The 23,398-nt window shown below is 70.9% G+C and carries 20 protein-coding genes; 6 read left to right on the plus strand and 14 right to left on the minus strand.

Annotation, left to right across the window (positions count from 1 at the left end):
- Nucleotides 1-48: 48 nt before the first annotated feature.
- The 3 genes from EJF31_RS15150 to fdxA form a co-directional block, all read right to left on the minus strand.
- The gene (locus tag EJF31_RS15150) at nt 49-504 is read right to left on the minus strand and encodes a response regulator (protein WP_125037983.1); all 456 of its coding nucleotides are present in this window, start codon (nt 502-504) and stop codon (nt 49-51) included.
- Between the two features lie 161 nt (nt 505-665).
- Nucleotides 666-1,781: a succinyldiaminopimelate transaminase gene (dapC, locus tag EJF31_RS15155; RefSeq protein ID WP_125037984.1), complete on the minus strand. Its 1,116-nt coding sequence runs from the start codon at nt 1,779-1,781 to the stop codon at nt 666-668.
- Nucleotides 1,778-2,104, minus strand: coding sequence for a ferredoxin (fdxA, locus tag EJF31_RS15160; protein WP_125037985.1), 327 nt, complete (start codon nt 2,102-2,104; stop codon nt 1,778-1,780). The genes dapC and fdxA overlap by 4 nt, the downstream gene beginning before the upstream one ends.
- Nucleotides 2,105-2,180: 76 nt before the next feature.
- Here fdxA and EJF31_RS15165 point away from each other — a divergent pair, with 76 nt between their 5' ends.
- Nucleotides 2,181-3,071, plus strand: a complete 891-nt coding sequence (locus EJF31_RS15165) for a GNAT family N-acetyltransferase (RefSeq protein WP_125037986.1) — start codon at nt 2,181-2,183, stop codon at nt 3,069-3,071.
- Here the strand turns inward: EJF31_RS15165 and EJF31_RS15170 are convergent.
- Nucleotides 3,068-4,036 carry a DUF389 domain-containing protein gene (locus tag EJF31_RS15170; RefSeq protein WP_125037987.1) on the minus strand — a complete coding sequence of 323 codons (969 nt, stop codon included), beginning with the start codon at nt 4,034-4,036 and terminating at the stop codon, nt 3,068-3,070. The two genes, EJF31_RS15165 and EJF31_RS15170, sit on opposite strands and share 4 nt — an antisense overlap.
- 182 nt (nt 4,037-4,218) lie before the next feature.
- Between EJF31_RS15170 and aspS the strand changes: the two genes are divergently transcribed.
- A complete protein-coding gene (aspS, locus tag EJF31_RS15175; protein WP_125037988.1) occupies nt 4,219-5,502 on the plus strand; it encodes an aspartate--tRNA(Asn) ligase in 1,284 nt (427 codons plus the stop codon).
- A 9-nt stretch (nt 5,503-5,511) separates the two neighbouring features.
- Here aspS and EJF31_RS15180 read toward each other — a convergent pair whose 3' ends face one another.
- On the minus strand, nt 5,512-6,675 hold the full coding sequence (locus tag EJF31_RS15180; RefSeq protein ID WP_125037989.1) for a glycoside hydrolase family 6 protein: 1,164 nt from the start codon (nt 6,673-6,675) through the stop codon (nt 5,512-5,514).
- 144 nt (nt 6,676-6,819) lie between these two features.
- Here EJF31_RS15180 and EJF31_RS15185 point away from each other — a divergent pair, with 144 nt between their 5' ends.
- The gene (locus EJF31_RS15185) at nt 6,820-7,941 is read left to right on the plus strand and encodes a sulfite oxidase (protein WP_125037990.1); all 1,122 of its coding nucleotides are present in this window, start codon (nt 6,820-6,822) and stop codon (nt 7,939-7,941) included.
- On the opposite strand, the gene EJF31_RS15190 is transcribed toward EJF31_RS15185, so the two are convergent.
- From EJF31_RS15190 to EJF31_RS15220, 7 genes are read right to left on the minus strand one after another with little or no spacing between them, the layout of a single operon-like run.
- On the minus strand, nt 7,919-8,752 hold the full coding sequence (locus tag EJF31_RS15190; protein ID WP_125037991.1) for a triacylglycerol lipase: 834 nt from the start codon (nt 8,750-8,752) through the stop codon (nt 7,919-7,921). The genes EJF31_RS15185 and EJF31_RS15190 overlap by 23 nt on opposite strands.
- 37 nt (nt 8,753-8,789) lie before the next feature.
- On the minus strand, nt 8,790-10,502 hold the full coding sequence (locus tag EJF31_RS15195; protein ID WP_125037992.1) for a VanW family protein: 1,713 nt from the start codon (nt 10,500-10,502) through the stop codon (nt 8,790-8,792).
- A 9-nt stretch (nt 10,503-10,511) separates the two neighbouring features.
- Nucleotides 10,512-10,862, minus strand: a complete 351-nt coding sequence (locus EJF31_RS15200; RefSeq protein ID WP_125037993.1) for a hypothetical protein — start codon at nt 10,860-10,862, stop codon at nt 10,512-10,514.
- On the minus strand, nt 10,862-11,770 hold the full coding sequence (mshB, locus tag EJF31_RS15205; protein ID WP_125037994.1) for an N-acetyl-1-D-myo-inositol-2-amino-2-deoxy-alpha-D-glucopyranoside deacetylase: 909 nt from the start codon (nt 11,768-11,770) through the stop codon (nt 10,862-10,864). The genes EJF31_RS15200 and mshB overlap by 1 nt, the downstream gene beginning before the upstream one ends.
- Before the next feature lie 23 nt (nt 11,771-11,793).
- The gene (locus EJF31_RS15210; RefSeq protein WP_125037995.1) at nt 11,794-12,072 is read right to left on the minus strand and encodes a hypothetical protein; all 279 of its coding nucleotides are present in this window, start codon (nt 12,070-12,072) and stop codon (nt 11,794-11,796) included.
- Nucleotides 12,072-12,455, minus strand: coding sequence for a (deoxy)nucleoside triphosphate pyrophosphohydrolase (locus EJF31_RS15215; protein ID WP_260430893.1), 384 nt, complete (start codon nt 12,453-12,455; stop codon nt 12,072-12,074). Before EJF31_RS15215 ends, EJF31_RS15210 begins: the two co-directional genes overlap by 1 nt.
- A gap of 13 nt (nt 12,456-12,468) precedes the next feature.
- Nucleotides 12,469-13,809, minus strand: coding sequence for a hypothetical protein (locus EJF31_RS15220; RefSeq protein ID WP_125037996.1), 1,341 nt, complete (start codon nt 13,807-13,809; stop codon nt 12,469-12,471).
- Nucleotides 13,810-13,940: 131 nt separating this feature from the next.
- On the opposite strand from EJF31_RS15220, the gene EJF31_RS15225 reads away from it, so the two are divergent.
- Nucleotides 13,941-14,996: a hypothetical protein gene (locus tag EJF31_RS15225; protein WP_125037997.1), complete on the plus strand. Its 1,056-nt coding sequence runs from the start codon at nt 13,941-13,943 to the stop codon at nt 14,994-14,996.
- A 279-nt stretch (nt 14,997-15,275) separates the two neighbouring features.
- Here EJF31_RS15225 and EJF31_RS15230 read toward each other — a convergent pair whose 3' ends face one another.
- On the minus strand, nt 15,276-18,554 hold the full coding sequence (locus tag EJF31_RS15230; RefSeq protein WP_125037998.1) for an Ig-like domain-containing protein: 3,279 nt from the start codon (nt 18,552-18,554) through the stop codon (nt 15,276-15,278).
- A gap of 310 nt (nt 18,555-18,864) precedes the next feature.
- On the opposite strand from EJF31_RS15230, the gene EJF31_RS15235 reads away from it, so the two are divergent.
- Together EJF31_RS15235 and EJF31_RS15240 are read left to right on the plus strand one after the other, a co-directional pair.
- A complete protein-coding gene (locus tag EJF31_RS15235) occupies nt 18,865-20,418 on the plus strand; it encodes a hypothetical protein (protein WP_125037999.1) in 1,554 nt (517 codons plus the stop codon).
- A gap of 10 nt (nt 20,419-20,428) precedes the next feature.
- Complete coding sequence (locus tag EJF31_RS15240; protein ID WP_221767595.1) at nt 20,429-21,757, plus strand: HNH endonuclease signature motif containing protein; 1,329 nt, start codon at nt 20,429-20,431, stop codon at nt 21,755-21,757.
- Nucleotides 21,758-21,770: 13 nt separating this feature from the next.
- On the opposite strand, the gene EJF31_RS15245 is transcribed toward EJF31_RS15240, so the two are convergent.
- Nucleotides 21,771-23,393: a response regulator transcription factor gene (locus tag EJF31_RS15245; protein WP_125038000.1), complete on the minus strand. Its 1,623-nt coding sequence runs from the start codon at nt 23,391-23,393 to the stop codon at nt 21,771-21,773.
- Nucleotides 23,394-23,398 lie beyond the last annotated feature (5 nt).

Raw genomic sequence — 23,398 nt, forward strand, 5'->3', positions numbered from 1 at the left:
TGGGGGTGGGCCGTCCCGCGTCGCGTCTCACAGACCTGCCTCCCATGGTCAATTCGGAAGGCCATCGAGGAGGTCAGCCAGTTCTTGACGACGGATCGGCTTGGGCAGGAAGAGACTAATGCCCAGCTCGTTGAGAATGGGGCGTTCGTCGCGAGCCGACGCGCTGACAATCACGACGTTCATGTCCCGGGCGTGTTCGGGGTGGGCATTGAGCCAGCGGGCGACGTCGATGCCGGACATCCGCGGCATGGACAGGTCGAGGAGCAACAGGTCGTAGTTCCCCGCGGAAACCGCCTCCACAGCCTGCTGCCCGTCGGTCACCTCGTCGACGACGTGGCCCAGCTTTTCGAGCATCCGGCGGAGCAGCTCGCGCACGATGTCGACGTCGTCGGCGACGAGCACCCGCAGCGCCCGACCGGTCTGGACCGCGTCCGTCTTGTGGACAGCGGCGTCCGGCTGCGGGGCGGTCGTCCCCGCGTCGGCTGCGTTGTCACTGTCGGTCATGCGGTTCCCTCGTCGGTCACGTACGTCGCGACGCGGACCCCCACCCACGACCGACGTTCCTTGCTGGCTTGACCCCCGGGTTGCTGCTGATGCATATCTTGCCCGGTCCTGGCCCGCTCGCGTGCCATGTCCGCCGAACCCGGACAGCGAAACCGGCCGGATCAGCCTGCGAGCCGGGCGACGGCGGCGTCGATGCGCTCGTCGGTGGCGGTGAAGGCGATCCGGACGTGGCGCTTGCCGGCGACGCCGTAGAACGACCCCGGCGCCGCGAGGATGCCGCGCTCGGCCAGCCAGGCCACGGTGTCCCAGCAGTCCTCGTCGCCCCCCTCGATCGGGCGCCGACTCCAGAGGTAGAGCGAGGCCTCGGAGTGGTCGATGCGGAAGCCCGCGCGCTCGAGGGCCTCGCGCAACCGGGCCCGGCGCGCGGCGTACCGGGCGTGCTGGTCGGCCACGTGGGCGTCGTCGTCGAGGGCCGCGATCATCGCGGCCTGCTGCGGTGACGGCATCTGCAGGCCGAGGTTCTTGCGGACGGCCAGCAGCTCGCCGACCAGGGCGGGGTCGCCCGCCACGAAGGCACAGCGGTAGCCCGCGAGGTTGGACCGCTTGGAGAGCGAGTGGACCGAGAGGATGCCCTCGGTGGAGCCCCCACTGACCGACGGGTGCAGCACCGAGACGGGCGAGGCCTCCCAGGCGCACTCGAGGTAGCACTCGTCGGAGACGAGGATCGTGCCGCGCTCACGGCACCAGTCCACGACCTTCTTGAGGTGCTCGACCGGCAGCACCCGGCCGGTCGGGTTGGAGGGGCTGTTGAGCCACAGCAGCGCCGGCGTCTCGGGGCCGAGCGAGGTCAGCGAGTCGGTGGCCACCGCGCGGGCGCCGCACAGCGCGGCGCCGACCTCGTAGGTCGGGTAGGCCAGCGCCGGGTAGGCGATCAGGTCGCCGGCCCCGATGCCGAGGTGGGCGGCCATCGAGCCGATCAGCTCCTTGGAGCCGATCACCGGCAGCACGGCGTCCAGGCCCAGGCCGGTGACGCCGTGGCTGCGCTCGAGCCAGTCCAGGCAGGCCTGGCGGGTCTCGACGCGGCCGATCGTCGTCGGGTAGCCCGGCGAGTCCGCGGCCGCGCGCAGCGCGTCCTGCACGACGGCAGGGGTCGGGTCGACGGGAGTGCCGACCGAGAGGTCGACGATCCCGTCGGGGTGCGCGCGCGCCGTGGCGGCGTACGACGTCAGGTGGTCCCAGGGGAAGTCCGGGAGCCGCGAGGAGACGAGTGGCCTCACTCGTCGTGCGGCTGCGGCGGGAGTGCCTCGACGATGGGGTGGTCCTTGTCGATCTCACCCATCTTGGCGGCACCGCCGGGCGAGCCGAGGTCCTCGAAGAACCCGACGTTGGCGGTGTAGAAGTCCTTCCACTGCTCCGGGGTGTCGTCCTCGTAGAAGATCGCCTCGACCGGGCAGACCGGCTCGCACGCACCGCAGTCGACGCACTCGTCGGGGTGGATGTAGAGCATCCGCTTGCCCTCGTAGATGCAGTCGACAGGGCACTCGTCGACGCACGCACGATCCTTCAGGTCGACGCACGGCTGGGCGATGACGTAGGTCACCAGTTCCTCCTGAGGGAGCACGTTGCACAACGGACAGACCACTCTGGAGCGGTCGGGCACAGCCTAGTATCCCGTCGTGCCTGTCCCCCCGGAAGCCCACGGTCTGGGCCCCCACGTGGTCGGCCAGCGCGTCGTCGTACGTCGCATCCTGCCCGGCGAGACGGGCCCCTCGGGCGGCCCCGCGATGACGGACCTCCTCGGCACCTGCCTGGCCTGGGGCGACGGCTCCTGCGTCGTGGCTCCCGAGCAGGGCGACCCCGTGACCATCCGGCTCGCCGACATCGTCTCCGGCAAGCCCGTGCCCCCGCGGCCCTCGCCGCGACTGCGGGTCAGCCCCCTCGAGGCCCAGACGCGGGCGCTCGCGCTCTGGCCGGACCTGGAGACCGAGCACCACGGCGCCTGGCTGCTGCGACACTCGCCCACCTCCACGGCGCGGCGCGCCAACTCGGTGCTTGCGTTCGGGCCCTCCGGCGTCGAGGACGACCTCGACGCCGTCGTGCAGTGGTACGCCGGCCGCACCGGGCGACCGATCGCGGCCGTCATCACCGGGTCGCCGGAGCACGCGTTCTTCCGCGACCTCGGGTGGGGCGCGGAGAGCAACGACGACGACACGCTCTTCCAGCTCGCGTCGGTGGCGAGCGCGCGGCGTGGGCTTCCGGAGTGGGAGGCCATCCTCGAGGAGGACGGCGACCTCGTGGTGGCGCGCATCGGCGACCTCGCCTCCGGCGTGGCGGCGTACGCCGACGACTGGGTCGGCTTCCGCAGCATCGAGGTGGCCGAGTCCGCGCGCCGGCGGGGGCTGGGCCTGCAGGTGATGGCGGCGCTGCTGGAGTGGGGCGCGGAGCGGGGTGCGCGGACGGCGTACCTCCAGGTGCTGGGCGACAACGCGCCCGCGCTGTCGCTCTATGCCGGGATGGGGTTCGTGACCCACCACGCCTACCGCTACCTGGCGCCACCCACCGCCTAGGTACGCCGGCGACCGCTCCATCCGGGCAGCCGCTCGGAGCCGGCCGTGATGGCCGGCCAGGCGACCTTCATGACCGCGAGCACGAGGACGCCCGAGACGAGCATGCCGGCCACGTTCGCGCCCAGCTGCTCGAGCGAGCCGACGACCTCCTGACGCTGCCACAGGGCGATGCCGAGCGCGAGGTTGCCGGCAGCGGGCACCGTCGTGACGCTGATGAAGACGCCGACCATGACGTTGGTGCGGTCGATCGCCAGGGCGAGCACGCCCGCCGCGCCGGCGATCAGCGCCACCACGAAGGACCAGATGTCCGGCTTCCAGATGAAGCCGGTGTTGGGGCGGGCCCGGGTGATCATGTCGGGCGTGACGGCCCCAGAGAGATGGGCACCGACCGCGAGCACCGCGACCACGAGGATCGCGAAGACGAAGCTGAAGAGCAGGAGCCGCAGGCTGCGGTGGACGATCGACCAGCTGCCCAGCACCACGCCGGCGCTGGCCGCCGCGATCGCGCTGAACTCCGGGCCGACGACCATCGCCCCGACGACCAGGATCGCGGAGTCGGTGATCACGGCGACGGCCGCCAGGGCCACCGCGAGCACCAGGAAGATGTGGAAGGACACGGTCGGCTGGGCACCGCCCGCAGCCTTGGCCTCGACGGCCTCCCAGATGACCGCGTCGTCGGGGTGTCCCGGGGCGAGCGCCTCGATCTCCTCGGCACGGTCGAAGGGCGTGCCGGTGGGGGTGCTCACCACGATGCCGCCCCGGCGGTCGACGCCCGCCTCGTTGAGGCAGTGCAGGAGCACTCCGGCCTTCTCTCGGGCCACGTCGCACTCGATCAGGTCGCCCTCGGGATCGAGGCAGGCACCACGCTGGACGGTGACGTTGGTGGTCCAGCTCCCCTCCCTGAGGAGGTCGAGGACCTCGCCGGACAGGTCGGACGGCGTGGTCAAACGGAAGTGAACGAGCACGCGCGACACAGTAGGCTGTGCCCGTCCTCCGTGAGGCCTGACAACCCTCGCGACGCGGGGGTCCGTGCGTCCGGCGTCACCGACGAGAGGCCGACGGTCAGTCGGCGAAGGTGTGGTGGCACCGCGACTTTGCCCCCGCCCACACCTCCAGGGCTTTCGTGCCTATCTGGAGGTGATTCTCAATGACGACCCCTCGCACCCTGTGTGCAGACCTTTCCTCGGCCACGCCCGGACAGACCGTCCGGTTGCAGGGCTGGGTGCACCGACGCCGCGAGCTCGCGGCCCTGACCTTCCTCGTCGTGCGGGACCGCACGGGCCTCGCGCAGGTCGTGGTGAAGGACGTCGACCTGGCCGTCCCGCCCGAGGAGACGGCGGTGACCGTGACCGGGCTGGCGACCGCCAACCCGCAGGCGCCGGGCGGGATCGAGGTCACCTCCCCCGTGATCGAGGCGCTCGGCGACCCGGCCGACACGCCGCCCGTCGAGCTGTGGCGACCGACCCTGACCGCGGGGCTGCCGACCCTGCTCGACCAGGCGGCCACGACGTGGCGGCACCCCGCCCAGCGGGCCAAGTGGGAGCTGGCCGCGGCCAGCCTGCAGGGCTTCCGCTCGACGCTCGACGCCACCGGCTTCACCGAGGTGCACTCCCCCAAGCTCGTAGAGTCGGCCACCGAATCGGGCGCCAACGTCTTCGAGGTCGACTACTTCGGGCGCAAGGCCTACCTCGCGCAGTCGCCGCAGTTCTACAAGCAGGTGCTGGTCGGCGTCTTCGAGCGGGTCTACGAGGTCGGCCCGGTCTTCCGGGCGGAGCCGCACGACACGGTGCGGCACCTCGCGCAGTACACCTCCCTCGACGTGGAGCTCGGCTTCATCGAGGACCACCGGGAGGTCGTGGCCTGCCTGCGCGACGTCGTCGCGGGGATGGTCGCGGCGATCCACGAGCGGGCTGCGTCTGCGGTCGAGCGGCTCGCGATCGACGTGCCCGTCGTGCCGGAGGAGTTCCCGGTGCTGCACTTCCGCGAGGCCCTGGAGATCGCCGGCGCGCCCGCCGACGAGCCCGACCTGGCGCCGGCGCACGAGCGCGCGCTCGGGGCGTGGGCCAAGGAGGAGCACGGCAGTGACTTCGTGGTCGTCGAGGGCTACCCGACGGCCAACCGCGCGTTCTACAGCCACCCGGACCCCGAGGACCCGCACTGGTCGAGGTCCTTCGACCTGATCTTCCGCGGCACCGAGCTGGTCAGCGGGGCGCAGCGGTTGCACCGGTACGACGACTACGTGGCGACGTTGGCCGAGCGGGGCTATCCGCTCGAGCCCTACGCGTCGTACGTCGACGCCTTCCGGCGCGGCATCCCGCCGCACGGCGGATTCGCGATCGGCCTCGAGCGGTGGACGTCGCGCCTGACCGGCAGCGCCAATGTGCGCGAGGTGACGCTCTTCCCGCGCGACCTGCACCGGCTCGCGCCGTAAGGGGGTGGCTCAGCCCGCGGGCGTTCTCGTCCGCGGGCCGGGCCACGGCGTCGTGCGCCCCATGTCGAGGGCGCGCTGGGCGACGAACGGGTCGGCCTGGTTGTGCAGCCACGGCCGGCCGAACCAGACGAAGCCGTCGACCAGGGCGTCGGCGAGGTGCCGCACGTCCCGGGGCATCCCGTAGCGGGCGGCACCGGGCTGGGCGGTCGGCGGGATGCCGAGGGTGACGCACTGGCGCATCTTCTGCGTCGAGCAGGTGCGGGCGTCGTTCTTGAGGCCGCCGGGCGTGGACGGGATGACCTCGCCCCACGTCATGGGGCGGCCGTTCTGGGCGGTGTCGACGATGAAGTGCTTGGCGCCGAAGCCGTCGCGCTTGAGGATGCGCACGATGGCGGCGCCGTGGCGGATGTTGCTGCTCGCACTGTTGTAGTGGGTGGAGTCGAGTGCGAAGCCGCGGGCGTGCCGGATGCCGGTGCGCTTGAGGAGCGCGGCGCAGCGCTCGGGGTCATGGCCCTTCCCGTTCTCGCACCAGTCGGCCGCGCCGGCGTCGATGTAGACGCTGGTGCGCCTGAGGGCCGAGAGGGTCTTCGTGGCGAAGGTCAGGAGCTTGGCGGTCACCGTCTTGTTGGGCGCGCACCACAGGAACGGCCCGTCGGGCTGCATCACGACCAGCGTCGGGGTGTCGGCGATGCCGCGGGCGAGGCCCTTGATCCAGGCGCGGTAGCTCGCGCGCTCACCCTGGGACGGCGGCCGGTTGCACGCTTCGTGCTCCCACGGCGCCATCCGGAAGACCGCCAGCTGCACGAGCTTGCTCGGGTCGCCGTCCTGCGAGGCCGCGATGTAGCTGCGGACGGTGTCCTCGATGAGGGCGTCCGGCACGAACGAGCCGTACCACTTGGTCCGCGGCCGGAGCGCGATCTTGCCGATCAGGTGCTTCGTGGTGCCGGTCGCGGAGAGGTACGGCGCCCACACCTGGTCCTGGGGCCCGTCGTAGACGCCCCAGAGCCGGTTGGCCAGCGGGTTGTGCGGGTTGTCCCGGGCGGGCTTCTCCGGCACCTGCCACACCTCCCAGCGGGGTGCCGGGCGGTGGGCGGTGGCGCCGGACGGTGCGGTCCCGGCGGCGAGGGCGCCGGTCATCAGGACGACGGCGAGCAGGGCGGCGAGCTTGTTCATGGTGCTGTCCCGCGCGGGGGGGCGCGGGCTCCTTCCGAGGCCGGCAGTCTCCCAGCGCAGGTCGCGCCCTGTCCGGCGAACAGGTCACGAGAAGGACACGGCGCGTCAATTCGCTTATCAACACTTGCTTAGTATTGTTACGGCATGTTGCGCGACCGATTGGACCGTCCCGTGGACGGCGGGAACTGGTTCGTCCACCACGGCGAGGACACGTTCGGCGACGCCGAGAGCCGCTGGGAGGCCGACGTCCCCCGGGTGACCCCCAACGACCGGTTCTTCGTCCGCAACCACACCCGCCCCCCGGTGATCGACGAGGAGGCGTGGCGGCTGCTGGTCAGCGGCGACGGCGTGGTCGGCGACACGACGTACTCCCTGGCGGACCTCAAGGCCTTCACCAGCACCACCTACGAGCGCGCGGTGGAGTGCACGGGCAACGGGCGCAGCCTCTTCGACACCCAGCAGGGCACGCCGACACCCGGCACGCCGTGGGAGCTCGGGGCCATCGGCGTGGCCCGCTGGACCGGCGTCCCGCTGCGCACCGTGCTGCGGCACGCGGGACTGCGCGGCGACGCGGTGCAGGTGATGCCGGTCGGGCTGGACGCTCCCTACCTGGAGGACGGCATCAACCACGGACGCGTACGCCGCCCGCTGCCCATCGGCAAGGCGCTGGACGACACGATCATCGCCTGGGAGATGAACGGCGAGCCGCTGCCGCCCGACCACGGCTTCCCCGCCCGGCTGGTCGTGCCCGGCTGGGTCGGCATCGCGAGCATCAAGTGGCTCGGTGAGCTGCGGGTCACGACCTCGGTGGTGGACTCGCCGTGGAACACGCGGTGGTACCGCATGCACGGCGCCGACTGGTCCGGCGACCACGCCGTGCTGGACCGGATGCCGCCCAAGAGCGTGGTCGACGTGATCGGCGAGCCGAGCGTGGGGCACCTGACCGTGCTCCGCGGCCGGGCCTGGTCGGGCGAGGCGTCGATCCGGATGGTCGAGGTCAGCACCGACGGCGGCGAGTCATGGGACGAGGCGCACCTGACGGGCCCCAACGAGCCGTCGAGCTGGGTCGAGTGGGAGCACCCGTGGACCCCGACCGGCGTCGGCCCCGCCACCCTGATGACCCGGGCGACCGACAGCCTCGGCCGCGTGCAGCCGCTGGAGGCGCCGCTCAACGACGACGGCTACCTCTTCGGCGCCGTCGTACGCCGCGTGGTGACCGTGGGCCCCAAGGTCGGCTCGGAGGTCAGACGCCGCACGCCGGCGTGAACCGCGGGTCGGCCGGCCCGTCGTGGGTGAGAGCGTCGAGCGTCCAGGAGATCGCGGCGGTGCTCATCGGGATGCGGACGTGCTCGGCCAGGTCGGTCGGGCAGGCGTCCTGCAGCGTGATGTTGGTGGTGCGCGGCCCCGCGGCGAGGTAGGCCGACGTGTAGGGCACGACGACCTCGTCGTAGCGCGTGGTGATCTGGGTGTAGCTGACCTGGCCGGGCGTCTCGTCACCGGCGTTGAGCCGGCGCAGGAAGGCCGATCCGGCTGACTGCTGGTCGCAGGCGACGCAGAAACCGCCCGTGCCGGAACCACCACCCGATCCCGAGCCGTCCTGGACCGTCGAGGTCCCGTGGTTGGACGGGGAGAGCCCGACCAGGTCATCCACGACGGCGTGACCGCCGAGGAACTTGATGTAGTAGCGCGGCATCATGCCGCCCTGGGAGTGCCCGACCATCGAGACCTTGCTGGCCCCGGTCGCGTCGAGCACCTTCTGCGTGAAGCGCTTGAGCTGGCGTGCGGAGTCGGCGATCGGGCCGGTGCCGCGGTTGCCGTAGTCGAGGGAGAAGACACAGAAGCCCCGGTCGACCATGGCGGCCGAGAGGTCGTCGAGGAGGCTCTTCCGGTCGCCGAACGTGCCGTGCACGATGATCACCGGCTCGGGCCGCTGCACGGTCGGCCGGCAGGACCAGTCGTTGGCGCCGGTCGGGTCGCCGAAGGGATTGGTGGGGTAGGCCGGGTCGGCGACGCTCATGAGGGGCAGCACGATCACGATCAGGATGGCCAGTCCGAGAGCTGCGATCCACGTCCTCATGCGGGCCCAACGAGCCACGCGGGTCCCGGGTCACGGGCTACTTGCAGATGACCGTGTCGCTCGGGATGTAGTGGGTGTGGAAGGTCTCCTGGTGGTCGAGCGCGGACTGGCCGACCTTCCGGAAGTAGCGGACGACGTCGATGTCGAAGCCGTCGTAGCCCACGTTGGGGTAGCAGTCCTTCGTGTGCAGCGTGCGGGTCCTGGGCGGCACGAAGTGGTAGCGGTCGCCGGTGGTCGTGGTGATGTCCCAGACCTTGGTCGACCACATGCTGACGGTCACGACGCCCTGGCTGGTGGGGGTGCTGGGCGTGACGTGGGCGCTGATGAGGACGCCGTACGGCGTGTCGTTGGTGAACCGCAGGTCGACCGAGCCCCAGGCGACGGTGGCCTCCCGGCCGACCGGGTAGCGGTCGATGTAGAAGGAGTGCGGCTTGTGCTCGACGTCCTTGAGGCCGGCGAAGAACATCGCGTTGAACGTCGTCGTGGCCATCTGCGAGACGCCGCCGCCGAGGTCCTCGGCGAAGATGCCGTTGCTGATGATGAAGCCCTCGGTGAAGCCGTTGGCGCGGGTCCGCTCCCCCACGGTCTTGTTGAGGGAGAACGTCTGGCCCGGCTTGAGGACGGTGCCGTCGACGAGCTCGGCGGCGCGGCCGATGTTGACGTTGCGGTACTCCGCGTAGGGGTAGTAGGTCGTGAACGTCGAGACCTGCTGCTTGATCCCGAGCTTGCGGGCGTCCTTCGTGGTGAAGCCGGCGCGGGCGACGGTGGCCTTCACCTTCATCTCGCGCTTGCCGTCGGGCCGGGTGACCAGCGTGAGGAAGGCGTCGGTGACGTCGGAGGGGTGGAAGGTGACGCCGGGCTTGTCGGGGATGACCCGCGGCCTGCCGTTGACCAGTGCGACGGTGGCGGGCACGGGGGCGCCGTGGTCGCTGATGGCCCGGTCGACGAGCTTGATCAGCTTGTCCTCGTCGACGGCCGGCTCGAGCTTGCCGTCGTTTGGCTCCAGGGCCAGCGCGTCGGCGTAGTCGCGCGGCTGGAGCCGGATGCTGGCGTCGCCGAAGTCGAGGGTGACGGCGCTGGAGAGGGCCGGGTTGGCGAAGGTGTCGAGCGCCTTCTGCACGTCGGCGTTGTCGATGTCGGGCTGCACCGGCTGGAGCGACACCTCCACACCCTGGTCGGCCAGCTCGGTGAGGTAGGCGGCCTCGACCTGCCCGGCTGCCTCCTGCGGGTCGATCGCGAGCCCGGGACGGGCGGAGGTGGTGACGATCTTGCCGTCCTTGAAGGAGACCGTGCCGTCGACCGGGTGGTGGCCGGTCGTCGCGGCCAGGTTGGCCATCGCCTGCGTCAGCGCCGCCGTGTCGACGGCGAGCTGCGGCGCGTGGTCGCCGCCGGCGGTGTAGTAGTCCCACAGGTGGGAGGGGCGCCAGCTCCGCTCGCCGCCAGCCGCCGCGACGCTGGCGGCGTAGTCGACCCCGAGGCCGATCTGGCTCGGCACGAGCTCGACGGGCTGGCCCCCGACCGTGACCGTGATGGGGGCGTCGACTCGGTCGGCGAGGCCGTCGCGGAGCGCCTGCTCGGCGACCACGGGCCGCAGCCCGCCCACCCGGACGCCGGCGATCTGGGCGCCCTGGGGCAGCTTGTTGCCGGCGAAGGAGTACGCCGCGGCGTACCCTCCGCCTACCAGCAGGACGAGGACCAGCAGCATGACCAGGACGACCTTGCCGCCCTCGCTCTCGCGCTCCTGGTCCATGCCGCAATCCTAGGGAGCGGGGTCGTCCGCGACCGGGTGCACGCGCCGGGGGCCGCGGGTCGTGGCGAGGCCGACGAGCAGGACGACGAGGGCGAACCCGATGACGACGTAGCCCTGCGTGTCCGTGCCGATCGCGTAGTCGCCCTCGGGCCGCTGCGGGACCAGGTAGGCCACCATCAGCGAGAAGCCGATCGCGAACGCGAGGCGCCGCCACCAGCCGGGCGGCAGCGCCGCGAGGGCGGCCAGCGTGGCCGCGACGGCGAGGCCGAGGCCCCACCACAGCTCGTGGAGGGCGACCGCGCACAGGCCGGTGGCCGCGCCGACGGCCAGGAGGCCGACCGCGACCGGGAGCTTGACCATCACACCCCGGCGAAGAGGTCCGTCTCGAGGCCGTCCTCGCCGACCGGGCCCGGCGTGCCCTTGGCGATCCGGTAGAACTCGATGCCCCAGGCGGTCGTGCCGACGTTGTTGGACAGGGCGAAGAACGGCCCGTCGACGGCGATCTGGGTGGCGTGGGCGGCGAGGGCGGCCATCTTGCGGTCGACGTACTCCTGGGCGTCGACGGCGGCCGAGAGGTCCTCGTCGGGGATCACGAAGAACGGCATGGGGCCGTCGGGGTCCATGCCCTCGAAGCTCGTGGTGTCGCCGGCGGCGCGGATGGCGCGCAGGCCCTCCCGCATCCGGGACTCCGACATGGCGCCCCAGTAGATCTTGGCGATGTCCCAGGGCTCGCCGAGGTCCTTGCGGTAGGACGGGATCGCGGCGAGCTGCGCGGCGTACATCGCGACGCGGTGGGCCTGGATGTGGTCGGGGTGGCCGTAGCCGCCGAACTGGTCGTAGGTCACCAGCACCTGCGGGCGGACCTCGCGGATCACCGTGACGAGGTGGTCGGCGGCCTCGGTGAGGTCGGCGTGCCAGAAGGCGTTGTCGTGGACGTCGTCGGCGGCGACCGCGTGGCCGTCCTCGTGCCACTTCATGCCGGAGTCGCGGTAGGTGCCGAAGCCGCCGAGGAAGCGGTGGTCGGTGACGCCGAGCTCCTTCATCGCCGCCTCGAGCTCGCCGCGACGGTGCTCGCCGAGCCCGTCCTCCTTGTCGGCGGCGAGGTGCTCGAGCTCGGGCACGAGGATCTCGCCCATCTCGCCCGCCGTGCAGGTCACGAGCGTCACGTCGCGGCCCTCGGCGACGTACTTCGCCATCGTCGCGCCCTGGCCGATCGACTCGTCGTCGGGGTGGGCGTGCACGAGCAGGAGGCGGTGGTCGGCGGTCATGGTCGCCAGCCTAGTAGGCGCGTTCAGGGCCGCTTGATCCGCTTGGGGGCGGTCGGCAGGACCAGCGGCGGCGCCGGCGGGGTGGCCGGGTCGTGGTCGGGGTGGTCGAGCCACCCGTCGTACTCGTCGATCAGCACGTCGAGGACCAGCTCCGGGGCGTCCGTCGTGACCGCCCACGGGTGGTCCTCGTCGTCGTCCTCGCCCGCCAGCCGCTCGCGGGCGAGGTCGGCCTGGAAGCCGTCCCGCACCAGCCGCGCCACGACCGCCCGGGCGTCGTCCTCGTCGAAGAAGATGCCGCGCATCAGGCAAGTATGGCGCGCAGCTCCGGCAGGAACGGCAGATCGGAGTCGAGCCACGGCACGTCGTCGAGCTCGTCGAGGCTGAGCCAGCGGATCAGGTCGTGCTCGGCCGGCGTCGGCTCCCCGTCGGCCAGCGTCGCGCGGGCCACGATCAGCACGTGGGTGTTGGCGATCTTCGCCTCCCCCTCGAGCCAGTGGTCGACCGTGATCGCGCAGCCCAGCTCCTCCTGGATCTCGCGGACGATCGCCTCCTCCGTGGACTCCCACGGCTCGACCTTCCCGCCCGGGAACTCCCACCGCCCCGCCGCCGACGGGGGCGTGACGCGGCGTGCCGCGAGCACCCGGTCGTCCCGGATGATCGCGGCACCCACCACGAGTCTCGTCACGCCTGTCCTTGTCTCAGTGCGTCGGCGGCGGGGGCGGCGGCGGGTCGTCCGCCGGCGGGGGCGGCGGGTCGCTTGGCGGCGGCGGAGGCGTGCCTCCTCCGGTCTTGGGCGGGGCGACCGTCTTGAGCTTCTGCCACGGCGACTTGCCTGCGATGTTGCCGCCGCCGGGCGCGACCGTGATCCGCCAGTAGCTGCGGCCGACCTTGGTCGAGACCGCACCGATCGAGTAGCGGCCGTCGTTGCCGGTCGAGCCCTTCTTGATGCTCACCCAGTGCGTGCCCGCCCAGCGCTGGAGTGTGATGGCCGCGTGCCGCGCCGGCAGGATGCGGCCGCGCAGCGTGAAGGAGTGGCCCTTGGTGACCGTGGCGTCAGCGAAACCGCCGCTCACGTACGGCCGGACCAGGATGGTGAGAAGCCGACTGGAGGCCTCGTACGCCGTGGTGCCGGCGTAGGACAGCTTCAGCGCGCTGCTGACGAACGGACGCACCTTGAAGTCGTAGTTGCCGTTCGTGCCCACCTTGGGCCTGGCGACCGTCCCCCACTTCTTCTCCGTCAGCTTGCGGGACTGGATCTTGAGCTGACCCGCCATCCCCGTGCCCTCGAAGCGCTTGCGCAGCTCGGCCGTCAGGGGCAGGCGCTTGCCGGCGATGATCGTGATCTTCTTGGGGGTCTTCTTGTCGTTTTCGAACTTCGTGCTCGTCGCGAAGCCCTCGAAGTCATAGGTCGTGGACGACTTGAGCGTGCCGACTTCGAGCGCATCGACCGCGAAGTCGTTGCCATCGCACCCGAAGGCGAACCCGAGGTACGCCGAGTCGCCACTCCCGTGGTTGTCGACGAAGTACTTGAGGCTCGAGTCGCCCGCCGTCTGATCCAAGGCCCCGTTGGCCGTGTAGTGCCTCCAGGAGAAGCTCTTCGTCCCGGCACCCACGACATGCCAGCTGGCGCCACGGATGGTCTCGACCCCGCCGGTGCCTCGCCAGATCCCCGCGTCACCTGGCTCGACATAGGTCACAACGGCTACGCCGGCGGCGTTGGTCTGCTCGGGGAACACCCGAATCCGGAAGACCGTCACGTCCGCCGGATTCTGCACCCGGGCCTGCGGTCCGACTCCGTAGCCACTCAACGCGACGTCCCAGCCGACGGTGCGACTCCCGGCCGGCGCCCTGCCCGGTCCCTTCGCCAAAACCAACTTCGGTCCGGGATTCGGCTCGATCGCGGGATCTTCACACCCCTGATTGGCGATCGTGACGCCGCTAGCAGCGAAGTGATTCCCGTCGACGCGCTTCGACGGGGCCGCCGCCCATGCAGGAGAAGGAAAAGCGGAAGCGATGAGTACGACGGCCGCGCCGAGCACGCCGGCGATCGATCTGTGCATGGAGTTCCTCGAGAGCAGGAAGGATCTCCCCGATTGATCCTTCGTCGGCGGTCAAGATAACACCGCTGTCCGGGCCAAGTCCGTCGCTCGAAGGCCGTTAGGTTGAGGCCATGTCAGGACCGCGCGACCAGCCGTACGTCGGCGGCATCCACCTGACCCGCACCGACGAGAACGCAGCCGAGATCGATGAGCTTGCGGACCTACTGGGCGGCACAGTCGGCGTGGACGCGGTCCTCGAAGACCTCAACGGCCAAGGCCACCGAACCCTGGCGTCGGGTCGGGCCGTCTCGTGGGCGATGACGTGGGACAGGCACGATCGCCGTGACCCTCAATGGTGGCCGCAAGGCATCACCACCTCTGCAGACGCGACCGAAACCGAGGACATCCGCGGTCGTCGCGTCGTCGCTGTCAGCTGGTACGCCAAGGACAAGCAGGGGTCGCGGATCAGCTTCATCGACCTCGACACGCGCCGCTATCGCCACGTGCTCCTCGTGCAGCCCGTTCGCTCGGCCGACGGATCGGTGTCGCTCGTCCCACTCCGAGTCCATGCCGGCGGGATCGTCTGGTGCGGCCCCTATCTTCATGTGGCAGCCACCGCCCAGGGCTTCATGACGTGCCGGCTGGACGACATCCTCCGCGTGGCCGACGATCACGCTGGCGACCCGTCGACACACGGGTACCGCTATGTCCTGCCAGTCCGCTTCTCCTACCAGGCACACTCGGCGCCAAAGGAAGAGCGGATGCGCTACTCGTTCATGTCCCTCGACCGCGGCGTGACGCCGCCCGAGCTGATCGTCGGCGAGTACGCGCGGGGTGACCAGACACGGCGCCTGGCCCGATTCGGGCTCGATCCGCAGTCGCACCTGCTGGTCGACGGCGAGGATGGAGCGTCCCGGCCGCTCATGGTGGACCCACATGGCTTGGCCCAGACCCAAGGCGCGACGGTGGCCCGCGGGCGCTACTACCTGACGGTGTCGCACGGCCGCTCGACGTGGGGGTCGGTCCACTCGGGACTTCCGGGAGCCTTCAGACATCACCGCTGGGCGGCCCCGATGGGCCCGGAGGACGTCGCCTACTGGCCCTCGACGGACCGACTGTGGTCGGTGACGGAGCACCCTGGACGACGTTGGGTGTACTCCATGCGCCGCTCCTGGTTCGACAGGTAGCTCGTCGGTCGAGCTTGTCGAGACCCAGAACGCCGAAAAGGCACCACCTCACAGGTGGTGCCCTTGCGCAGTTGGACCGTTCTGTTGCCCTAGGGTGAGACAGGCGGTCCGGACCATTCTCGCGCAGCGGCGAACAGAGAATGGCCCGGACCGCGTCTGTGTGTCCCGACTTTGTTGCTTCAGTTGTAGCTAGGGGTTGCGGGAGCAGCGCCCCCTGGGGAGCAAGCCCCGGGACATTCACTCCGACTGTCCCGGGACCCGCCCGTGAGACCTACAAGGTCACTTGACCCCGACGATGTCGGTCTTGCCCGACTTCGTGGTGGCGGTGGCCGAAACGGTGGCGTAGTAGTAGTTCTTCTTGTCACCGTTGAGGTCGGCGCGCTTGAAGATCGCCTTGCCGTCGGTGCCGAGCACCTTGGACTTGACCTTCTTCGCGACACCGTTCTTCACGCGGTAGAGCGCAACGGTCGCGTCCGCACCGGCGTCAGGAGCGCTGACCACCATCTTGTCGTAGCCCGCGATGGTGTCGGAGGCCGGGACGTGGTGAGCCGTGATGGTCGGGTGGATCGCCGTCTGCTTGGCGGCGAACGAAACCGAGTCACTGCGCTTCGAGGCCTCGACCACGTCACCCGTGTTGCCGAAGGTGAAGTTCTCGTAGCCCACAGCCGTGGTGGTGGCGGTGCCGGCCGAGGTGCCCTGGAAGACGTACTGGATCTTGCCGTCCTGACCCACGTACCCGTCAGCGTTGCCGTCGCCGTCCTGCTGGTTGTCCGGACCGTTGCGGAAGAACTTCACGAACAGGTCGGCGATCGGCTCACCGTTCTGGTCGATGGCGGTGTAGGTCTCCGTCACCGTGGAGCCGACAGCCTGGGTGTCGTCACCGGTGTGCGTGAGGGTGAACACCGAGTTGGCGTAGTCCACCGCGTACCAGTTGACCGTCTTCGTACCCGTGACCGTGTTGACCTTGGTCGTGGGGGCCGGCGTCGGGGTCGAGTTGTCGTACACGTTGTCGGTGTGCGTCCACGAGGCCTTGACGATCTGGTCCACAGCCCGGGTCGAGGTGGCCCAGAAGTCACCATCGAGCGCGTAGTCCGACGTGATCGCCGTGGTCGACAGGTCCGCGAACGGAGTGTTGTCGCTCAGGTCGATCGGCTCGTTGCCCACGACGTTGCCGAACTGGTCGGTCGCGAGGACGTCGAAGTAGACCGTGTCGGAGAGCGGGGCCTTCGGCAGGATCGCCGAGTCCTGCATGTCGTTCGGCGAGAACACGACCTCGACACCACCGGCGTTGAGCGGGTTCTCGGAGGTCCAGTTCTGGATCTCCGTGTCCGAAACCGCGCCGTCAGTCGCCTTGATGTTGCTGGTGACCTTGCCGTCGTCGTCGAACGCGGAGTCGCGGCCGATCGACAGCTTGAAGGAGGCATCACCGTTGGAGTCGGTGGTGACCGTCTTCGACTGACCGTCGTTGTCGTAGACACCCTGCTTGCCACCGGCGGTCACGACGGGGACGCCGTCGGTGAAGTAGCCGTGGTCCGTCGTCACGACGACCGACTCGTTGGTCAGCGGGACGGCCTGGACGCCGGGGGTGACCGGGTCCTGGTCGCCAGACATGACCTTGGCCTTGAACGACTCGACCTCGCCGGCGGTGGCCGGGTCGTCGTTCGCCGGGTTGGCGGTGATGACGATCGAGGCGGGGGTGACGTTCACCAAGAAGTCGACACCGTGGGTGGTGTTGGACGCCCCGGGGTTGTCGGAGTCCGTGGTGCCAGCGACCGTCTGAGCGGCGATGTTGTCACCGATCTCGGCAAGCTGCGGGGTCTCGGCCGGGTCCTTAACCGTCACGGCGAAGCCACCATCAGCGGCGGTGGTAACCGTCTTGGAGACTCCGCCCAGGGTGCCGTCGTCGTTGAGGAACTTGGCATCCGGCGTCGCGTCGTCGTTGGCGCTCGCGCCGGGGTTGTAGGTCAGGTCGAGCTTGACCGAGCGGCCACCGAGGCCGGTGCCGTCCTCGAGGGCAAGCGAGCCGGCAACCGGCTCCTGGCCACCGGCCGGGCCGGTCTCCGGGGATGCCTCGGCGTACTTGATGGCGGACTGGCCGGCCTTGACCGTCAGGATCTTGCTCGACGGAATGTTGCCGCCGCCGCTGATCGGAACCTCGCCGAGCTCCGCGAAGAGCTCGTAGGTGCCCGACACGCCGTCGTGCGGGAACGCGACCTTGTACTGCCCGGTGCCGGTCTCGCTGGCCGAGAAGTGGTCCGGCGTCGCGGTGGCCAGCGGGTAGCGCTTGGCGGCCGAGCCGTCGAAGGGGGTGGCCACCCAGTAGTACGAGAGGGTCTGACCGTCGGCGTTGATCGGGTTGCCGTTCTGGTCGTTGACCTGAACCGTGATGTCGTTGCCGGCAACGTAGGCCGGGTTGGCACCCGTGGTGTCGTTCTCGTCCAGGTCAAACGCCGCACCGTCACGCGAGGTCGCCTTGAGCGAGCTCTGGGCGGGGTTGTACTGCGTGACCGTGACGTCGCCGGAGCGCTTGTCGCCGAGGTTGGCCTCGTACGGGTCGGAGTCGGTCGCGTTCGCGAAGTAGTACGTCGTGCCAGGGGCCTGGTTGAAGGTCGCCTGGCCGTTCGCGTCGGTGTACTTCACCGTGGGGACGTTGTTGCCGTCGCGGACCTCGGCGTTGGCGATCGGGTTGCCGTTCTGGTCCTTGACCGTCACGACGACCGGCGCGTTGGCCTGGCTCGCAGGGATGGTCGTGGAGGCCGGAGCAGCGTCAACCGTGGTGATGGTCTGCTGGTACAGCGTGTAGGCCTCGGTGTCGTCCGAGTCGCGCGAGGCACCGAAGGTGATCTCGTCCGGCGAACCGGTGAAGTCGTAGCCGTCGATGTTCGCGATGCCCTTGAAGACGCCGGTCGTGGAGCCAGTGGGCTGCGTGACCGGTGCGGTGCCGAGGGCGTTCGGGGTGTTCGGCTGGCCGAAGAAGTCAACGAGGTTGACGTTGCCGCTCGTGGCCGACGTGGTGCCGGACAGGATCGCGTAGTCGCCGTTGGTGCCCGTGTAAGGAGCCTGGAAGACACCCAGCGAGGAACCGTCGTTGAGGTTGACCGACTCCTGCGCCGCGCCGCCGCCGGTGACGTTGACCGGGGTGCGCACGTCGCTAGCGTCGGGGTCGGCCGTCGTGGCGTTGACCGACACGGCGCGCAGGCTGATGTTCGTGGCGCCGACAAGGCTGGTGGCGTTCCACTCGTAGGAGAACGCGCCGTCGTCGTTGCGGGTGACGGTCTGGATGTCGACCCAGGTGTTCGGGTTGCCAGTGTTGTACTGGAAGGTCACGCCGGAGACGTTGCTGCCGCCGGCAGCCTCGAGGCGAACCGTGGTGTTCTGACCGTCGTTCTTGGTCGACGCGACACCCGTCCACTGGCTGAGGAGCTCAACCTGGTCGGCGGTGTACTGCGCCGTGTTGGAGACGGCCGAGGCCGTGCCAGCGAGCAACGGAAGACCCGTCACCGCCATCGCGGAGATGGCGGTAGCCGCCAGTCCCCGCTTCATGCCGCTGCTGATCATGCTGTTTCCTTCCGGAGTGAATATCGGCCGAGAGTCCCCCGCCCGACAGGCCGCCCGAGAGAGAGGCCCACGTTGTGACACCCGGACGCTGATCCCGAGTGCAAAGTGGACGCTATTGCTGCACTACGGATATGACCGTTGTTGTTGCAGGTCACATTTGTTTCTGCAATAAATAGGGCCGGGGGGCCGGACGTCCGGCATACGAACATGACTCAGGCGGGGGCCACGAGTGAGTGACACGAGCGCTGCTGCGCCAGTACAGGCGCGCAAGCGGGGCCGGCCGCAACGGCTGCCGGAGGATCCGAGCCCGATGGGCTCGACCACGATCGGCTGCGACCAGCGCATCGCCTGGCTGCTGACGTCCGCGCGCCTGCTCAACCCCGACCCCGAGCTCGCCCGCCGCGACGGCTTCATCAAGGCCCTGGCCGACCAGGGCATCAAGATCGACAACTCCCGCATCTCCCGCTGGGAGTCCGGCCTGCACCCGGTGTCGGGGCAGGTGGCGGCGACGTACGAGCAGGCGCTCGGACTGACCGAGGGCTCGCTGGTGGCGGTGGCGGCGGGGCTGCGGCGTACGTTCGGCAACGGGCCCGCGCCCCGCGAGGGTGCGCTGCGCGGCGCCGACCTCACCGACGGCGACATGGACCGGCTGCTCGAGCTCATCGACGAGGGCAAGGCGACTGGCGCGCACTGGCTGCGACTGGTGGGCCAGCTGGGCGCCTACGACCGCGTCTACCTGCGCCAGCAGGAGTGGGCAACGCTTTCCTCCCGGCTGGTGCAGGAGCTGGCGGTGTCGGTGGGCGTTGGTTTCGTACGACGCTACGAGGCCGCCGCGGGCCTCATCCGGCACCCCAACGCGCAACGCCACCTGACCCGCGCGATCGGCGGGTTCGTCATGAACCCCGACACCCAGGTCGTCGCGCCCGTGCTCAGCCTGCTCACCGAGATCGCCGACGAGGTCGCCGGCGACCTCGTGCTGCGAATGCTGACGTCGGAGGACAAGAACCTCCGCAGCGCCGCCTCGTCGGTGGCGGCCGTGAAGGTGTCGCGGGGGCACTTCGGCGCCCACGCCCTCCCCCAGCTCGAGAGCCACGTGGTCGGCAGTCTGCGCCGCGGCGAGTCCCTCGACGGCCGCCTCGACTCCTTCGACCTCGCCGTCCAGCTCCCCGACGAGTCGTGGGAGCGGGCGAAGGGCGGCCTGCGCAACCGGCGCGCCTTCGACCTCGTGATCGGCTCCCGCAAGGGCGGCGAGCTGGTGCCGACGCAGCAGACCGCGGCCGTGGTGCAGCGGCTCTCGGCGGCGGTCCAGCGCGACACCCCGACCCACAGCCCCCACGAGAACGACGCGATGCTGCGCCGCCTGCTCCGCGAGTCGCTGCTCCATGCCCACAAGCCGCGCCGGCACCACGCGGCACTGCTGCTCGCGGCCACGCCGTACGCCCCCGCCGTCGCCAAGCACTGCCAGGACCTCGCCACCCACAGCAACGACCTGATGGCCGCGCGGGCGCTGACCGTGCTGATGCGGGTCGGGCACCGGATGGGGCGCTCGCGGGTGCTGCTGCAGTCGCTCGCCGAGACCCGGCCGACGATTCGCGCGCGGGCGCTGGTCAACCTCGGCCTCAACCCCGAGCCGATCAAGCCCGCCGAGGCCACCGCGCTGCTGGGTCACCTCGACGAGCACTCGAGGCCGGTGGAGCGACACGCGACGATGTTCGCGCTCGGGATGAACGGCGGCACGACGCTGAAGAAGCTCGCCAAGAGCGAGACCGAGTGGATGGCACGCAGCGCGACGTGGTGGCTCGACCAGGGGCCAGCCCTGCACGACAGCGACGCGGCTCTTGACCAGATCGGCGCGCAGACGTAGACTCGAACACATGTTCGAACAGTTGCGATCCGCGAGCTCCTTCGGGAGCGCGCTCACGCTGCTCGAGCATGCCGACCTCCCGTCCTCCGACGAGGCGATCATCGACGAGATCCGGGCCGCCGAGCGCGCCAAGTGCCTGCTCGAGGCCCGGCAGGCGAGGCTCGCCGCGGCCTTCGACCGGTCCCAGCGTCGGGCCCAGGCCGACCGCGGTCTCCCAGCCGATCAGCGTGGCCGTGGCATCGCCGAGCAGGTCGCCCTGGCCCGCCGCGAGTCGCCCCACCGCGGCCGCCAGCACCTCTCGCTGGCGAAGATCCTGGACGCCGGCGAGCTGCCGCACACCGCGGCCGCGTTCGACGGTGGGCACATCACCGAGTTCCGCGCGATGATCATCGCCCGCGAGACCGCCTGCCTCAGCCTCGAGGACCGCCTCGCCGTCGACCGGGCCATTGCCGGCGACCCCGAGGCGCTCGAGGGCTACTCCGACCGGGTCGTCCTCGCCGAGCTCCACAAGCTCGTCTGCCGGCTCGACCCGGCCTCCGTCGCCGCGCGCCGCCGTCGCGCCGAGTCCGAGCGCCGGGTGACGCTGCGGCCCGCGCCGGACACCATGGCCTACCTGACCGTCCTGCTCCCCGTGGCCCAGGCCGTGGCGGCCTACGCAGCGCTCAAGGCCGCCGCCGACAGCACCATCGCGACCGGCGACCCCCGTGGCCGGGGGCAGGTCATGGCCGACACCCTCGTCGCCCGTACGACGGGGATCCGCCAGCACTCCCCCGACGGCCAGCCCGTCGTCCCGGTCGCCCTCGGCGTGACCCTGTCCGCCGAGGCCCTGCTCGGCGGCCACCACGACACCGCGCACCTCGACGGCGTCGGCCCGATCCCGGCCGGCCTCGCCCGCGACCTGGTCCGGCGGGCGCTCACCGCGGGCCAGCGGACCTGGCTGAAGCGACTCTTCACCCGGCCTTTCGACGGCGATTTGGTCGCCAAGGACGCTCGCGGCCGGCTCTTCCCCGAGTCGATGGGCGGCCTGCTCGAGGACCGCGACCAGTTCTGCCGGACGCCCTGGTGCAACGCTCCCATCGCCCACCACGACCACGTCACCGGACATGCGCTGACCGGCACGACCGAGGTCGACGACGGCCAGGGGCTGTGCCAGCAGTGCAACCACGCCAAGCAGGCCCCCGGCTGGCGGGCCCGGCCACGCCCCGACGAACCCGGCCACACCGTCGAGACCACCACACCGACGGGGCATCGCTACACGTCGACAGCGCCACCTGTGCTGCGCGCCCGCCGCGGCGCCTACGTCGAGCAGTGGCCCGGCCACTGGGTGCTCGTCGCCTGACTGCTCCCTGCCCCTACGCCAGCCCGTGCTCGAACGCGTAGGCGGCAGCGGCGGTGCGCGACCCGACGTCCAGCTTGCCGAAGATGTTGGACAGGTGACGGGCGACCGTCTTCTCGCTGAGGACCAGCTCCGCGGCGATCTGCGTGTTGGAGCGACCCGTGGCCACCAGGCGGAGCACCTCCACCTCGCGTGCCGTGAGCCCGCCCGGCAGGGACGCCGGCACCAGGAGGGAGTCGACCTGCTCGAGCGCCGGTCGGGTGCCGAGCGCCTCGAAGGTACGCCGCGCCGCGGTGAGCTCGAGCGCCGCCGACGACCCGTCCCCCAGCGCGGCGAGGGCGCGGCCGATCTCGACGCGCACCCGGGCCACCTCGTAGGGCGCGTCCAGCGACGTCCAGAGCGAGGACGCCTTGCGCAGGTAGGGCAGCGCCCCCGCGGCGTCGCCCGTGTCGAGGGCCGCGCGCCCCCGCGCGAAGGCCGCCGCGGCCACCAGGGACGCGCAGTCGAAGGACGAGGCGATCGCCTCGAGCTCCTCGACGAGGTCGGTCGTGGGCTGCTCGCAGGAGCGGAGCACCTCGATGGCGCCGACCAGCAGTCGCGAGCGGGACACCGGGTCGCCGACCTCGGCGAGCAGACGGCGTACAGCGCCGACCGCGGCGGACTGCCGACCGCGCGCGACCCACAGCAGCGCCAACCCGGGCTGGGGCTCGTAGCCGTGGCCGGCGGCGGCCTCGTAGGCGGCCTCGGCCGCATCGAGCTCCCCCAGCACCCGGTGGGCGTCGCCTCGCTCGGCATGGGCCAGACCGCAGGCGGCCTCGTTGCGGGAGGAGACGTAGCGCGGGATGGCGTGGGCGTACTCCTCGATGGCCTCGCGGAACGCGCCACGCAGCGCCATGATCTGGCCCCGGTGGACCGCGCACTGCCCGGTGAACGCGACCAGCCCCGGCTGCGCCTGGCACCACCGGTGCAGCGCCTCGGTCCAGGCGGCCGCGCGGCCCAGGTCGCCGACCTCCTGACAGCCCTCGATCATCACGCAGTAGGCCTCGCCGGCGAAGATCGCCGACACCTCACCGGCCGCCACCCCGACCATCGCCTCGTCGAAGAGCGCGAGCCCGGTGCGCACCTCGCCCGAGTAGAGAGTCACCCGGCCCTGCGCGGCGAGACCGATCGCCAGCAGGTCTGCGTCGGCGAAGCGCCGCGCCCGCTCAACCATGTCGCCGGCCCGCTCGAGGGCACGAGGGAGGTCGCCGGCGTGGAGGGCCATGAACATCTGCCGCAGGGAGACGTAGCCACGCTCGACGACGTCCTCCTCGACACCCTCCAGCAGTCGCTCGGCCCGGCCTCCCCACCCGGCGGACAGCTCGGGGGCACCGGTGGTCGCGTGCAGCATCGCCAGCCACGACGCGGCGCGCGCTGCGGCGGTGGTCCGCCCCTCGTCGAGGTAGCCCTGGAAGGCGCGCTGGAACCCGCCGACCGCCTCGTCGTGCCGACCCAGCAGCTGGGCGACCGTCGCCAGGTGCAGGGAGTCGTCGGCGTCGAGCGACCCCGGGTCGGCCGCCGACCACGCCTCGAGCGCGGCGATCCAGTCGCCGCGCTCGAAGGTCTCGCGGGCCCGCACGAGGTCGTCGACAGTGCCCATGCCCG

Source organism: Nocardioides sp. LS1 (assembly GCF_003865225.1).
Taxonomy (GTDB): Bacteria; Actinomycetota; Actinomycetes; order Propionibacteriales; family Nocardioidaceae; genus Nocardioides; species Nocardioides ginsengisegetis.

Coding starts and splice junctions, on each gene's coding strand:
- EJF31_RS15150 (WP_125037983.1), bottom strand. CDS start 504: ATGACCGACAGTGACAACGCAGCCGACGCGGGGACGACCGCCCCGCAG.
- aspS (WP_125037988.1), top strand. CDS start 4,219: ATGACGACCCCTCGCACCCTGTGTGCAGACCTTTCCTCGGCCACGCCC.
- EJF31_RS15180 (WP_125037989.1), bottom strand. CDS start 6,675: ATGAACAAGCTCGCCGCCCTGCTCGCCGTCGTCCTGATGACCGGCGCC.
- EJF31_RS15185 (WP_125037990.1), top strand. CDS start 6,820: ATGTTGCGCGACCGATTGGACCGTCCCGTGGACGGCGGGAACTGGTTC.
- EJF31_RS15190 (WP_125037991.1), bottom strand. CDS start 8,752: ATGAGGACGTGGATCGCAGCTCTCGGACTGGCCATCCTGATCGTGATC.
- EJF31_RS15195 (WP_125037992.1), bottom strand. CDS start 10,502: ATGGACCAGGAGCGCGAGAGCGAGGGCGGCAAGGTCGTCCTGGTCATG.
- EJF31_RS15200 (WP_125037993.1), bottom strand. CDS start 10,862: ATGGTCAAGCTCCCGGTCGCGGTCGGCCTCCTGGCCGTCGGCGCGGCC.
- mshB (WP_125037994.1), bottom strand. CDS start 11,770: ATGACCGCCGACCACCGCCTCCTGCTCGTGCACGCCCACCCCGACGAC.
- EJF31_RS15210 (WP_125037995.1), bottom strand. CDS start 12,072: ATGCGCGGCATCTTCTTCGACGAGGACGACGCCCGGGCGGTCGTGGCG.
- EJF31_RS15225 (WP_125037997.1), top strand. CDS start 13,941: ATGTCAGGACCGCGCGACCAGCCGTACGTCGGCGGCATCCACCTGACC.
- EJF31_RS15230 (WP_125037998.1), bottom strand. CDS start 18,554: ATGATCAGCAGCGGCATGAAGCGGGGACTGGCGGCTACCGCCATCTCC.
- EJF31_RS15235 (WP_125037999.1), top strand. CDS start 18,865: ATGGGCTCGACCACGATCGGCTGCGACCAGCGCATCGCCTGGCTGCTG.
- EJF31_RS15240 (WP_221767595.1), top strand. CDS start 20,429: ATGTTCGAACAGTTGCGATCCGCGAGCTCCTTCGGGAGCGCGCTCACG.
- EJF31_RS15245 (WP_125038000.1), bottom strand. CDS start 23,393: ATGGGCACTGTCGACGACCTCGTGCGGGCCCGCGAGACCTTCGAGCGC.